Annotated in this window: 6 protein-coding genes and 1 tRNA gene; all 7 read right to left on the reverse strand. The window is 59.7% G+C overall.

The features are described 5' to 3' along the window. Positions 1–17: 17 nt before the first annotated feature. The 7 genes from fusA to JONANDRAFT_RS05465 all read right to left on the reverse strand — a co-directional run bounded on the left by fusA (position 18) and on the right by JONANDRAFT_RS05465 (position 13,746). On the reverse strand, positions 18–2,102 hold the full coding sequence (gene fusA / locus JONANDRAFT_RS05435; protein WP_008523087.1) for an elongation factor G: 2,085 nt from the start codon (positions 2,100–2,102) through the stop codon (positions 18–20). Positions 2,103–2,126: 24 nt separating this feature from the next. Continuing rightward, the gene (rpsG, locus tag JONANDRAFT_RS05440; RefSeq protein ID WP_008521541.1) at positions 2,127–2,597 is read right to left on the reverse strand and encodes a 30S ribosomal protein S7; all 471 of its coding nucleotides are present in this window, start codon (positions 2,595–2,597) and stop codon (positions 2,127–2,129) included. Between the two features lie 19 nt (positions 2,598–2,616). Beyond that, entirely contained in the window at positions 2,617–2,991 is a 375-nt protein-coding gene (gene rpsL / locus JONANDRAFT_RS05445) for a 30S ribosomal protein S12 (RefSeq protein ID WP_008523090.1), read from the reverse strand. Positions 2,992–3,395: 404 nt separating this feature from the next. Next, on the reverse strand, positions 3,396–8,450 hold the full coding sequence (gene rpoC, locus JONANDRAFT_RS05450) for a DNA-directed RNA polymerase subunit beta' (RefSeq protein ID WP_008523092.1): 5,055 nt from the start codon (positions 8,448–8,450) through the stop codon (positions 3,396–3,398). Further along, positions 8,450–12,145 (reverse strand): DNA-directed RNA polymerase subunit beta, encoded by a 3,696-nt coding sequence (gene rpoB, locus JONANDRAFT_RS05455; protein ID WP_008523094.1) that lies wholly within the window; start codon positions 12,143–12,145, stop codon positions 8,450–8,452. Before rpoB ends, rpoC begins: the two co-directional genes overlap by 1 nt. A gap of 124 nt (positions 12,146–12,269) precedes the next feature. Continuing rightward, positions 12,270–12,356, reverse strand: a tRNA-Leu gene (locus JONANDRAFT_RS05460). 172 nt (positions 12,357–12,528) lie between these two features. Then, the gene (locus JONANDRAFT_RS05465; RefSeq protein ID WP_008521549.1) at positions 12,529–13,746 is read right to left on the reverse strand and encodes an iron-containing alcohol dehydrogenase; all 1,218 of its coding nucleotides are present in this window, start codon (positions 13,744–13,746) and stop codon (positions 12,529–12,531) included. Positions 13,747–13,953: the final 207 nt, after the last annotated feature.

The raw sequence follows: 13,953 nt of genomic DNA on the forward strand, positions 1-13,953 counted from the left end.
ATTTCCTCCTTAATCTCTTAGGCCTGAGTGCCCTTGAGGATCGACTCGGCCACGCTGGCCGGTGTGGGTTCATAGTGATGGAACTGCATCGTGTAGGTAGCCCGGCCGGAAGTTCTGCTTCTCAGGTCGGTCGCGTACCCGAACATCTCTCCCAGAGGAACGTAGGCTTTAATTGCCCGGGCGTTTCCTCTCATTTCCATGCCCTCGACGCGTCCGCGCCGGGACGACAGGTCGCCCATAACGTCTCCGACGTATTCTTCCGGAGTGTCCACCTCAACCGCCATAATGGGCTCCATCAGAGCCGGGTGAGCCCGCCGCATCGCTTCTTTAAACGCCATCGAAGCGGCGATCTTGAAGGCCATTTCGGAGCTGTCCACGTCGTGGTAGCTTCCGTACACCAGTTCAACTTTGACGCCGATGACAGGGAAGCCACCTAAGATACCCGTACCCATAGCTTCCTCGATGCCCTTCTGAACAGCGGGGATGTACTCTCTGGGAATGACGCCGCCGACGATCTTGTCCTCGAAGACAAAACCTGACGCGCCGTCCGGCAGAGGCTCCATGTTGATGACAACATCGCCGTACTGGCCGCGTCCGCCGCTCTGACGGACGAATTTTCCCTGAACCTGCTCGACCCGATCGAAGATGGCCTCGCGGTAGGAGACTTGTGGCCGTCCGACTGCTACATCGACCTTGAACTCCCGGCGAAGCCGGTCAATGATGATGTCTAGGTGAAGCTCACCCATCCCGGAGATGATAGTCTGACCGGTCTCTTCGTTGTTGCGGACGACGAACGTCGGATCTTCCTCTGCGAGGGCGATGAGCCCCTTGGTGAGCTTATCCTTGTCGGCCGTCGTCGCCGGCTCAACGGAAAGAGAAATAACCGGCTGGGGGAACTCCAAGCTTTCCAGCACCACCGGGGCTTTTTCGTCGCACAATGTGTCGCCGGTGCGGGTTGCCTTGAGGCTGGGAAGCGCGATGATCATTCCGGCGCCGGCCTCGTCGAGGTCAATCCGCTTGTTGGAATGCATCTGAAGGATTCGGCCGATTCTCTCACGCTTCCGGCTCGCCGGGTTGTACAGCGTGTCGCCGGTTTTGACCTTGCCCGAGTAAACTCGGCAGTACGTGAGACGGCCGACAAACGGGTCAACGGCAATCTTGAAGGCGAGTCCGGCAAACGGAGCCGAGACGTCGGGATGGCGCTCGATGATCTTTTCAGGATCGTCCGGATCGGTTCCTTCGATGGCCGGAAGGTCAAGCGGGCTCGGCAGGTAATCGACAACCGCGTCCAAGACCGCCTGAATTCCCTTGTTCTTGAAGGCGCTGCCGCAGAGCACCGGGACGAACTCCAACTTGATGGTGTGCTCCCGGATGGCTCTCTTGATCTGCTCTACAGACGGCTCTTTTCCGTCTAAGTAGAGCTCCATGATCTCTTCGTCCACGTCGCCCAAGGACTCGATGAGGTGCTCCCGATAAGAAGCCGCGTCGGCTTTCATATCCTCTGGAATCGGCCCCTCTTCAGGCTTGGCGCCCGAGTCTTCCGTGTGGTAGCAGAACGCCTTCATGGTGACCAAGTCCACGATTCCCTTGAACGAGTCCTCAGCACCGATCGGAAGCTGCAGGGGCACAGCACGAGCGCCGAGCTTTTCGTGAAGCTGATCCACAACGCTCAGGAAGTTAGCGCCAACCCGGTCCATCTTGTTGACGAACGCCACGCGGGGCACCCGATACTTGTCAGCCTGACGCCACACCGTCTCGGACTGGGGCTCAACGCCGCCAACCGCACAGAAGACCGAAATGGCCCCGTCGAGGACGCGCATGGATCGCTCAACTTCGACGGTAAAATCCACGTGGCCGGGCGTATCAATCAAGTTGATCCAGCAATCCCGCCAGCGGCACGTCGTAGCGGCGGAGGTGATGGTGATGCCTCGCTCGCGCTCCTGCTCCATCCAGTCCATCGTCGCGGCACCTTCATGGACTTCACCGATCTTGTAGTTTACGCCGGTATAGAAGAGGATACGCTCAGACGTGGTGGTCTTTCCAGCGTCAATATGGGCCGCGATGCCTATATTGCGAATTTTAGAGAGGTCGTCACACAGCATAATGAAAAAACTCCGTAACCAAAACTACCAGCGGTAGTGAGCGAACGCCCGGTTGGCCTCGGCCATTCTGTGAGTTTCGTCGCGTTTCTTGACCGCGTTCCCCTCGTTGTTGTAGGCGTCGACGAACTCTCTGGCAAGCCGCTCCGCCATTGGCATTCCGCTCTTGCCGCGGGCGTAGGAGATGATCCAGCGGATGGCCAGAGCCTGAGCCCGCGCAGGAGCAACTTCGACGGGAACCTGATACGTGGCGCCGCCGACGCGCCGGCTGCGGACTTCTACGAGCGGGCGAACGTTCTCCATCGCCTTCTCAAAAAGTTCCATTGCCGGAACCTTCAGCTTCTCGGACGCCTGATCGAGAGCACCGTACATGATCCCTTCGGCAACGCTCTTCTTGCCGTCAAGCATCAACTTGTTGATGAACTTAGTAACGACCGGGCTGTTGTATGTGGCGTCGCCCAGATTTTCGCGTTTGCGCACATGACCTTTGCGCGGCATGCAGACTCCTCCTTAAAAGTTACTTCTTAGGACGGCGAGCGCCGTACTTGGAGCGGCTTCTCTTGCGATCGGCCACGCCGCCGCAGTCTAGCGTGCCGCGAATGATATGATACCGAACGCCCGGAAGGTCCTTGATCTTCCCGCCGCGCACCAGCACGACTGAGTGCTCCTGAAGGTTGTGACCGACGCCGGGAATATAGGACGTCACTTCAATGCCGTTCGTCAGACGAACACGGGCGACCTTACGAAGAGCCGAGTTCGGCTTTTTCGGAGTGACGGTGTAAACACGAGTACAAACCCCGCGGCGCGCGGGGCACTTGTGAAGCGCCGGGGAGGCTGACTTCACGATCTTTTCGCTGCGTCCTTTGCGGACCAGCTGGTTAATTGTTGGCACACTGGTTCCTCCTTCCAGAATGTGGCAGCTCTGCCCGTCTTCCGAACGGGCAACTTTCAGCTTCGCGCAGGCCAGAACGACTCCACGGGCGCCGCTTTCACACGCCAAGAAGGAGCCTTACTCTGCCAGAGCCGTGATCTCCGCCGTAAACCCAGGACAGGACCATGTTCCGTACGGCTGCTCACGCTTCCCGGTCCCGTTTCGGTTCGCTCCCGATCCCCGGGCAACAGGCATGAGTTCTCTCCAGCACGAAAGACACTCAGGTATGATATCAACTGCTTTCGTTGAAGTCAAGACCGCGCAGATCAGCTGCAAAGGACTTTCTGCTCTCCCCGCCCGGTCAGCCGGCACGCCGGCAGGACAGAGAGAGCAGAAAGACGAAAGATACGCTTATTTACTGATTTTTAAACGTCAGTCGTCTCGCCGCACGAATCCTCGGCAGCGCAGGCCGTCTCCTCAACGGCAACCGGCTCGTCTGAGCCCTTCCGACGCTCGACGCTGACGGACTGGAACCGTTCAATGCCCGTGCCGGCCGGGATCAGGTGCCCGATGATGACGTTTTCCTTGAGACCCATCAGGTGGTCAACCTGATTGCGAACTGCGGCGCCGGCGAGAATCTGGGCTGTCTGCTGGAACGACGCGGCGCTCAGGAAGCTGTCCGTCGCCAAAGCGGCCTTGGTGACGCCGTGGATGAACGGCCGCCACTGGGGCCCAAGACGGAGCCGCCGGACAAATGAGACCCTCGAGATCAGCTGAACCGTTTCGGTCTGGTCAAGAACTGGGCGAACTGTGAGGATCGTCGGATCCGCCGCGACAATTTTGGCCAGCTGCTTCTTTCCGATTTCCTGTCCGGCCTGAAGGGCTACTGTGCCGTCGCTGTTTTTAACGTCTTCGAGCAGGACCTTCCCAGAGACGACGGAGCTCAGCGCTTCTGTCAGCTCGGTCTCGCGGGAGGTGTTCGAGTCGTCGGCAAAGACGAGCCCTTGAATCTGCCCTTCGACAATTCCCTTGACGACGCTTCCGTCGACCATGTGAACGCTACCGCTCAGAGCCTGCCCGTCAGCCCCGATTGCCAGCTTGAGCTGCCGGCCCCAGATCCGGTTGATGAGCCGCTCCTGCAACAGATCACGAACGGATATCGTATCGACGGTCTTCCAGATCTTGACCGACGGAGCGGAGCTGCGCCGGATTTGCTCGATCAGGTCTTCGGTGAGAAGCTGGTCCGCTTTCGCAAGGACGCCCGATTCGGCGATGACCGCCTCAGCAACGTACCCTTCGTCCTGCTGCTTGCGCAGCTTTTCGACGGACCGGAACATGTGAGGAACGGGCGCGCCCTGGGTGATGACGGACAGCTGAGCGACTGTGAGCGGCTCGTCGGCCGGGACCACTTTGTCGCCTTTGGTCACAGCTTCGACCAGCTCCATGCCCCGCATTTCCTTGCGGAACGCCGCCTCGCCGACCACGACCCGAAGCGGGCCTTCCTCATCGGTGAAGTACAGCTCGGTGACCGCGCCGCCGGGCGCGAGAACTTTGCGCAGGACGTCTTCCGTCACAGGCTTGTCAAACGCGCCGTCCGGCAGCAGCCCCTTGAGCGCTCCACCGCGGTCGGAAAGCTTTTTGCCCTTCAGGCTCTCTACGGCTTCGGTCAAGTTCTTTTCGTTGCTGGCCTTGATCTCTTCAATTTCTTTTTCCACGTCAGAGGTCCAGGCAAACTCGCCGGCCACAAACGAGGTGTCCCCTTCGTCGGTGATCTTGACCCGGTTAATCGGGGCGACCTTGCGGAGGATGACCTCGATGTGCTTGTTGTTGATGGAAACGCCCTGAGATTCGTAGACTTCCTGAATGCTGTCCACCAGGTACTTCTGAACCGCCTCAAGGCCCATCACTTCAAGCAGCTGCTGCGGGTCGATGTACCCGTCGGTCAGTTCGGTCTGAGCGGTCACGGTCTGCCCTTCGGTAACGCGCAGCGCTTGAGCGCCGGGGACCGTGTAGGTTTCGCGCCGGACCACGTCGCTGCCCGGCGCAGTCCCTTCGATGATGACTTTCCGCTTGCCGCCCAACTCGCGAATTTCGAGGACGACGCCGTTCAGTCCGGCTAAAACAGCGACTTTCTTGGGCCGACGCGCTTCAAACAGCTGTTCGATTCTCGGAAGACCCTGGGTGATGTCCTCACCGGTGCGCACGCCGCCGGTGTGGAACGTCCGCATCGTCAGCTGGGTGCCAGGTTCTCCGATCGACTGGGCCGCCACGATGCCGACCGCTTCGCCGATGCCAACCGTGCGCCGGGCCGACAGGTCGACGCCGTAGCACTTGCGGCAGATGCCGTTGGGCGACTCGCAGGTCATGGGGCTGCGGACCCACAGATGGTCTCTGCCCATGTCATCGAGCCGTTTGGCCTGAGCGCGGGTGATCAGCTCGTTCTTCGTCACAACCCGGCCGTTTTCGTCGTCCACATCCTCCAATGAGGTGCGGCCGGTCACTCGGTCGCTCAGCGGGATAACGATCTTGCCGTCTTTGATCAGCGGTTCGATCTTGACGCCCTTGTTCGTGTGGCAGTCCTCTTCCAGAACGATGATGTCCTGCGCGACGTCCACCAGCCGCCGGGTCAGGTACCCGGACTTGGCGGTGCGCAGTGCCGTGTCGGCCAGCCCCTTCCGCGCGCCGTGAGTCGAAATGAAGTACTCCAACATGTTCATGCCTTCGCGGAAGTTCGTGGTGATCGGGTAGTCGATGATCCGACCGGTCGGGTCGGCCATGACTCCGCGGATGCCCGCCATCTGCGCCAGCTGAGCGCGGCTTCCTCGGGCTCCCGAGTCGATCATCATTCGGATTGGGTTGTTGCGGTCCATCTGCTCCAGAATGGCGTCGCCGATTTTCTTGGCCGCGCCGCTCCAAAGTTTCTCCTTCTGGTCCAGATACTCGTCCTCGGTCAGGATGCCCATGTCGTACTCTTCGCGAATTTCCGAGTCAACTTTCTGGGACTCGTCGACGACTTTGGCCTTTTCCTTCGGAATGACGATGGCCTGCATCTGGAAGCTGATGCCGCTGACGCCGGCCCAGTGATAACCGAGGTTCTTAATAGAGTCCAGCATGTTGACCAAGTCGTTGTGGCCCACCAAGTCAAAGGCGATATCAAGCAGCCGACTCAGGTCCTTTTTGCCCATCTGAATGTTGACAAACCGAAGGGCCTTAGGAAGAAGCTGGTTGAACAGGATTCGGCCGGGCGTCGTGATGAGCCATTTACGGCCGTCGTCAAGGAACTTGTCGCCGCCGCTCAGAAGCAAGTGCCATGACTCATCCCACCGCAAGTAAATGCGGCTGTTGACGTGGACGATCTCGTGGTCCAGCGCCGCCATGACGCTGTCCATGTCGCGGAAGTAATGATCCTGTCCGGGCTTGCCTTCGATCATGTTGGTGATGTGGTACAGCCCCAGCAGGATATCCTGCGTGGGAGACACGATCGGCTTTCCGCTGGCCGGCGACAGGAGGTTGTTGCTGGAAAGCATAAGCATCCGGGCTTCGGTCTGAGCTTCGATGGACAGAGGCACGTGAACGGCCATCTGGTCGCCGTCGAAGTCGGCGTTGAAGGCGGCGCAGGCCATGGGGTGAAGCCGAATGGCCTGTCCTTCCATCAGGATCGGCTCGAACGCCTGAATCCCCAGTCGGTGAAGCGTCGGGGCCCGGTTGAGCAGGACCGGGTGGTCCTTGATGATCTCTTCCAGAATGTCCCAAATGGCGTCGTTTTTCGCCCGCTCGATGAGCTTTTTGCCGTTCTTGACGTTGGTGGCAATGCCTCGCTCCACCAGCTTCTGGACGACAAAGGGTTTGAACAGCTCAAGGGCCATACGCTTGGGCAGCCCGCACTGGTGCAGTTTGAGGAACGGCCCGATGGCGATAACGGACCGGCCGGAGTAGTCAACCCGCTTGCCCAGAAGGTTCTGGCGGAACCGGCCTTTTTTGCCCCGAAGCAGGTCGGTCAGGCTCTTGAGCGGCCGGTTGCCCGCGCCAAGGACGACTTTCCCGTTCTTGCTCTGCCGGTTGTTGTCGATCAGTGAGTCAACAGCCTCCTGCAGCATGCGTTTTTCGTTGTGCTGCATAAGCTGGGGGGCTCTCGTGTCCTTGAGCCGCAACAGCCGGTTGTTCCGGTTGATGACCCGTCTGTACAGGTCGTTCAGGTCGCTCGTAGCGAACCGACCGCCGTCCAGCTGAACCATAGGACGAAGGTCCGGCGGAATGACCGGAAGCACGTCCAACACCATGGACTCAGGGCGGCAGCCGCCCCGACGGAATTCCTCCACCACCTGCAGGCGTTTGACGATCTTGCGGCGCTTCTGTCCCTTCGCTTCGGAGAGCTCTTCTCTCAGCTCCTGAGCCAAGTGGTCAGTGTCAATGCCCTTCAAGATCTCCCGAACGCCCTCGGCGCCGTAGTTGGCCTTGAACTTTTTGTCGTATCGGCTGCAGATTCTCTGCTCGCACCCGACAATCACTTCGCCCTCGGCAAACGGCGAATCGCCGGAGGAAATAACCAAATAACAGGCGTCCTCCACCACGACACTTTCCTTCTGGGATGTGAATCTTCCGGGGTACTTGCCGCAGAACAGGTCGTGTTCGGTAGCGCTCACCACGTCGTTCTTCTTGAACGGCAGGTGATTGACCGACATGACGACAAACTGCTCGTTGTTGCCGGCTTTCGCCCGCTCGACTTCCAGCTTCACGCCGGCGCCTCTCAGCTCGGCGAGTCGGCTTTCCGACAGGATCTCGCCAACGGCAAGCCCGCTGTCGCCGGCGTCAGACACGACCCAGGCCGGCTCAACCGTGAAGGAGTCTTCGCCATACTCGCCCGCAAGCCGAGTAATCTGCGGCGTGGAGATGATGTTTCCCTCTTCAAGGTCGATGTCGTCAACGGTCAGCAGGCGGTAAGCCACTTCGGCGCGGAACTTCCGGTCGTAGTGGCTGAGGCAGCGACGCTCGCTCTCGGAGATGACCCGCCCCTTGGGCGCCACTTCGGGATATTTCCCTTCGATGACGACCAAGTACGCCTCTTCACGCCGCCGATTGGCCGCGAAGTAAATGACCTTTTCCAGATCCTTAGTTGGGGTTCCCAGTAGCAGGCTGAGCCGGCTCGGAGTGCCCCTCAGGTACCACAGGTGAACGACCGGCGCGGCCAGCTCGATGTGACCCATCCGCTCGCGGCGAACTGACTTGTCCGTCACCTCGACGCCGCAGTGGTCGCAGACGACCCCCTGAAACTTGGGGCCGCTTTTCTTGTATTTGCCGCAGGCGCACTCGTAGCTCTTCGTGGGGCCGAAAATGCGCTCGCAGAACAGTCCGTCCCTTTCTGGTTTCAGGGTCCGATAGTTAATGGTCTCCGGCTTTTTCACCTCTCCATAGGAGAGCTTGCGAATCTCGTCTGCGTCTCCCAGCTTCACGCGGACGCCGACGATTTCCCGCTTCGCCATTATTCATCTTCCCCCTTTGCGTGAACGTCTTCAGTTTCTTCTTCTAAAACTTCTTCAGGTGCCTCGTCCTCTGGAGCCTCAGCGTCGAACCCTTCGGGCAGCTCTTCCGACGAGTCGTCAGGTTCGTCGGAATATTGGGAAACCGACGAGGCCGGTCTCGCGTGAATCATGTCCCGAGCCGTGATTGCGTCGATCTGAGCCAGCCGGTGGAAGTCGTGGTCCTCGTCGTCCACCAGCGGGCCAGACGTACCGTCCGAGTAGTCAATCTGAACGGTCAGCCCCAGCCCTTCCAGCTCTTTGACCAGGACTTTGAAGCTCTCCGGCACGCCGGGCTGAGTGAGGTTCTCGCCCTTGACGATTTTCTCGTACGTCTTGAGACGACCTTTAATGTCGTCCGACTTGACGGTGAGCATTTCCTGAAGGACGTGAGCAGCCCCGTAGCCCTGAAGGGCCCAGACTTCCATTTCTCCCAACCGCTGGCCGCCGAACTGGGCCTTGCCGCCCAACGGCTGCTGAGTGATCATGCTGTAGGGGCCGACGCTGCGGGCGTGCAGCTTGTCGTCCACCAAGTGGTGCAGCTTGAGCATGTACATGACACCCACGGTGCTGGGGTACTCCATCAGGTCGCCGGTTCGTCCATCGCGGAGCCGGATGGTGGCGCCGTCGCTCATCGTGGCGTAGTCCGGGTTCGTCGACGTGATCTTGTGAACCTGCTCGTAAATTTCGTGCTCTTCCGCGCCTTCAAAAACCGGCGTGGCCACGAACCAGTCGTTCTGCACGGCCACAAAGCCGAGAATGACTTCGAGCACCTGCCCTAAGTTCATTCGGCTGGGCACGCCCAGCGGGTTCAGGCACACGTCAACAGGCGTACCGTCAGGCAGATACGGCATGTCCTCCACCGGCAGAATCCGGGAGACGACGCCCTTGTTGCCGTGGCGCCCTGACATCTTGTCGCCCACGGTGATCTTGCGCAGCTGAGCGACGTAGACCTTGATCACCTCGTCGACGCCGGGCGACAGCGACTCGGGGTTGTTTTCCCTGTTTAGCCTCTTGATGCCGACGACTTTACCGCGCGTCCCGTGCGGAAGCCGCAGCGACGTATCGCGGACTTCTCCGGCCTTCTCGCCGAAGATGGCCCGAAGCAGTTTTTCTTGGGGCGTGTTATCCGACTCGCCTTTGGGCGAAACCTTGCCGACCAAGATATCTCCGGCTTCGACGTCGGCGCCGATTCTCACCACGCCGTCGTCGTCGATGTTCTTCAGGGCGTCGTCGCCCACGTTGGGAATATCCCGGGTGATCTCTTCCGGCCCCAGCTTGGTGTCCCGGCTTTCGATGCTGTACTCTTCGATATGGACGGACGAGAAGTAGTCTTCCTTCACGAGCCGTTCGGACAGCAGGATAGCGTCTTCGTAGTTGTAGCCTTCCCAAGGCACGAACGCCACAAGGACGTTACGGCCGAGCGCCAGCTCGCCCTGATCGACAGCCTGCCCGTCGGCCAGCACATCGCCGGCTTTAACCGCCTCGCCTTGGCTCACCAACGGCCGCTGGTGAATGATGGTGCCTTGGTTCGACCGGCGGAACTTGAGCATCTTATAGCTCTTGATCTGGCCAGAAGCCCCGCGGACTTCGATCCGATCGGCGTCCACGTAGCTGATCACCCCGTCAATCTCCGAAAGAATACACCGGCCCGAGTCCCGGGCAATGCGACCTTCGATGCCGCTGCCGACGCGGGGAGCTTCCGGCAGCAGAAGCGGCACGGCCTGACGCTGCATGTTGCTACCCATCAGGGCCCGGTTGGCGTCGTCGTGCTCCAAGAACGGGATAAGAGCCGTCGAAGCGGAAACGACCTGCTTGGACGACACGTCCAAGTAGTTGATCTGCTCGCGCGGCACTTCGACGATCTGGCCCTGATACCGGGCGTACACCGTCGACTCCAGCAATTTGCCGGTTTTCGGATCGTGCGGCGTGTTGGCCCGGCCGACGTAGCAATTGTCCTCTTCGTCGGCGGCCAGATAGACGACCTTATCGGCGCCCAGCTCAACGTAGCCGTTTTTCACCGGCCGGCGGGGCGTCATCAGGAAGCCGTATTCGTTGACCTTGGCATAGGTCCCCAAGGACGTCACCAGACCGATGTTCGGGCCTTCCGGCGTCTCAATGGGACAAATTCGGCCGTAGTGGGTGGCGTGCACGTCTCTGGCTTCAAATCCGGCTCTGTCTCGGGTCAGCCCGCCGGGGCCCAGCGCGGAAAGGCGCCGCCGGTGCGTCAGCCCGGCCAACGGGTTGTTCTGGTCCATGTACTGGGACAGCTGTCCTGAGCCGAAGAACTCTCGGATTTCCGACGTGACAGGACGAACGTTAATCAGGTCGCGGGCCGTAGCTTTGTACAGATCCGGAACGGTGGTCATCCGTTCCTTCACGTTCCGCTCCATGCGCAGCATGCCCTTGCGGAGTTCGCTCTGAAGCAACTCCCCGACCGACCGGACGCGCCGGTTGCCGAGGTGGTCAATGTCGTCGGTGTGAGCGTCGGTTATCTCCGGGAACCACGGGTCATCCCGCTGCTCTTCTTTGTCCCGCAGGGCCACGATTCCCTTGACGATGAGAATGAGGTCTTCCAGCGTGAGCAACCGGTTTGTCTCAGGAATTTTGAGCCCCAGACGACGGTTCACCTTGTAGCGGCCGACCCGCCCCAAGGTGTAGCGGTTCGGATCGGCAAACGTCTTGTTAAAGTAGTCTCTGGCGCTTTCGATTCGAGCCGGCTCGGACGGCCGCATGAGCCGAAAGATCTCCAGCATAGCTCCTTCGATGTTGTCCGCCTGTCCCTTCTCGCGTTCCGTCGCGATGGACGCGGCGATGACCGGGCAGACGTGCCACACTTTGAGCGCCGTGCGGCCTTGATCGAACAGACGCTGGATTTTTTCCTGCGTCAGAGTTTCGCCGGACGAGATCAGCTCATTGCCTTCCGAGTCGGTGACCGTCTCGGCGGAGAGGCGTCCGGACAGCCCGTCGCCGGTCAGGGAGACCATCTCTTCCGAGCCGCCGAAGGCCTTGATCAGCGTCTCGTTGTCGCCCAGACCAAACGCCTTGAGCAGCAGCGTCGCCGGCAGCTTCTTGCGGCTGTCCACGTTGACCATCAGCTTGTCACCGGTCATGACAAACTCCAGCCAAGCCCCCCGTTCCGGGATGATTTTGGCTGAATAGTTGTCGTTGCCCGACACGCTGGACTCGATCTTGTAGTAGCAGCCGGCACTGCGGGCGAGCTGGTTGACGACCACCCGTTCGGTGCCGTTGATAATAAAGGTTCCACGAGGCGTCATGACCGGGAAGTCGCCAAGGAATACCTGCTCCACAGCGATTTCCTGCGTCTTGCGGTTCACCAGACGGACGGTCAGACGAACCGGGCGGCTCCAGTTGCTGTCGCGCCGCTCCGCTTCCTCCTCGGTCATAGACGGCTCGTCGATGTCGTATTTGACGAATTCCAGTGCGAAGGTGCCGTCGTGGTTCTCAATAGGGAAGATCTCCGTCAGAAGCTCCTGAAGCCCTGTTTTTTCCCGCTGTTCCGGGTCAACGTCCTCCTGAAAAAACGACCGGTAGGAAACTCGCTGCACATCCACCATATCGGGGATTGGAATGAGATCATGCGCCCGGCCAAATGTCAGGCGCTGCCGGTTCTTTCCGACAGGGACGAACTCCGCCATGCGTACCACACCTTTCTTGTCGCTTAATTGCCCACACTGGAGACAGTAAAAAGGGCTGCATCCTGTCGTCTGACATGATGCAGCCCTCGCGTTCGGTGACGAATTCTTCCTGATACTGGAAGAATGGTGCCCAGGAGGAGACTTGAACTCCTACAGGCTAATGCCCACTAGAACCTGAATCTAGCGCGTCTACCAATTCCGCCACCCGGGCACTTCTTAACCGCGGGGTTCATTATAATCGTCCGAGAAAAATTTTGCAACTGGGAAAAAGATATTTCTCAGCGAAAAACTTTCGTCCTGTCTCATACCTTTTCCCCATCCCACGGACAATTCGGGGATAAATAAAGCGGCCTTCGGAAACCGAAGGCCGCTTCGTGCAGCTCTTATCCGCGGCGGCGCAGCGACGTGCGGTAGATGCGCCCCACCAGCTCAGGGGTCGCCTCGACGGGCGAGAGGTCAAGCAGGCCGCCCAGCGACGGCGTCTCTCTGGTCAGGCGAACGAGCGTGTCAATGTCAGCCTCGGTGTACCCTTCGTCGATCAGCTTGTGCGTGGCGCCCATCTTGAACAGCCAAGCTTCCACGTGATCGGCCGCCTCTTTGGCCTTGGTCGGGCACGCGGGGAAGTCCGCCGGAAGCATCGGGGCCAGAACACGGCGAAGCGTCTCGGCCCGGGCAGGCCAAATTTCCTCAATGACCGACGGAAGCAGCATAGCCAGCCCCAAACCGTGGGTCAGATCGGGCTTCACTGCCGACAGCGGGTGCTCCAGCGCGTGGGTCAGGTGAAGCATGCCGTTGTCGAACGCAATGCCGGCGATCATGGACGCGTAAAGCAGGAAGTAGCGAGCCTGCAGGTCCTTCGGGTCCTTCAAGGCAACCGGCAGCCAGCGGTCTACCAGCTCGATCGTCTCGGCAGCCATCATAATGCTGTACGGGCTGCTAAAAATCTTCGTCGTCGCGGCTTCGATGACGTGGTTGCACGCGTCGATGGACACGTAGCGGGTCTGGAAGGCCGACAGGCCGGTCATCAGAGCCGGATCGTCGATGGCGAAGACAGGATAGATGCAGTCATAAGCAATGGCCGGTTTGTACTTCTTGGAAACGATCGAGGCGACGGCAAACCGATCGACTTCGGTGCCTGTGCCGTGGGTCAGGTTAATCGCCACAAGCGGCGCCGCTTTTGTCGGCGTAAAGATCAGCTCGTACAGCTCGGTCGCGTTCTTGTCCGGGTACGACAACAGGATGGCCGCGCTCTTGCCGGCGTCAATCGGGCTGCCGCCGCCGATAGCCACAACCGCCGACGCTCCCTTGGCTCGTCCCATCGCGACAGCCTCGTCGATGTCCTCAACCTTCGGGTTCGGCGTGATCTTGTCATACAGAACGTAGTCCATACCGTGAGCAGCAAACGCCTTCGTCACGTGATCCCACGCGCCAGTCGTCTTATAGGCGCCGTGACCGGTCACGCAAAGGACGTGGCGCACGCCCCGCGAAGCAAGGTCAGCGCAGATCGCGTCGATCTTCTCGATGGCGCCAACTCCCAGGTATGCCACGTTGCGAGTGCGGATCTCCTGAACGTTACGAATGTCGATTTCCTTTTCCCACATGCAAATCGTCCCCCTCTCTAATAATAACCGGCATCAGTCGGTCTCGTGCCTCATTTAGCTGAACCCGCCGCTTCCCCGCGGCGGAAGGACAGAACCCCAATTCTGCCCGCTTCAGATTGTGAAAGCGTTCTTTTTCTTTACGAATATTGTACAACCGATGGCAGGACAATTCAACGGCCTTTTCAGTCGTTTTCTCTTTTCAGTCGT

Source organism: Jonquetella anthropi DSM 22815 (assembly GCF_000237805.1).
In the GTDB taxonomy this organism is placed as follows: domain Bacteria; phylum Synergistota; class Synergistia; order Synergistales; family Dethiosulfovibrionaceae; genus Jonquetella; species Jonquetella anthropi.

Coding starts and splice junctions, on each gene's coding strand:
- rpoC (WP_008523092.1), bottom strand. CDS start 8,450: ATGGCGAAGCGGGAAATCGTCGGCGTCCGCGTGAAGCTGGGAGACGCA.
- JONANDRAFT_RS05465 (WP_008521549.1), bottom strand. CDS start 13,746: ATGTGGGAAAAGGAAATCGACATTCGTAACGTTCAGGAGATCCGCACT.
- rpsG (WP_008521541.1), bottom strand. CDS start 2,597: ATGCCGCGCAAAGGTCATGTGCGCAAACGCGAAAATCTGGGCGACGCC.
- rpoB (WP_008523094.1), bottom strand. CDS start 12,145: ATGGCGGAGTTCGTCCCTGTCGGAAAGAACCGGCAGCGCCTGACATTT.
- fusA (WP_008523087.1), bottom strand. CDS start 2,102: ATGCTGTGTGACGACCTCTCTAAAATTCGCAATATAGGCATCGCGGCC.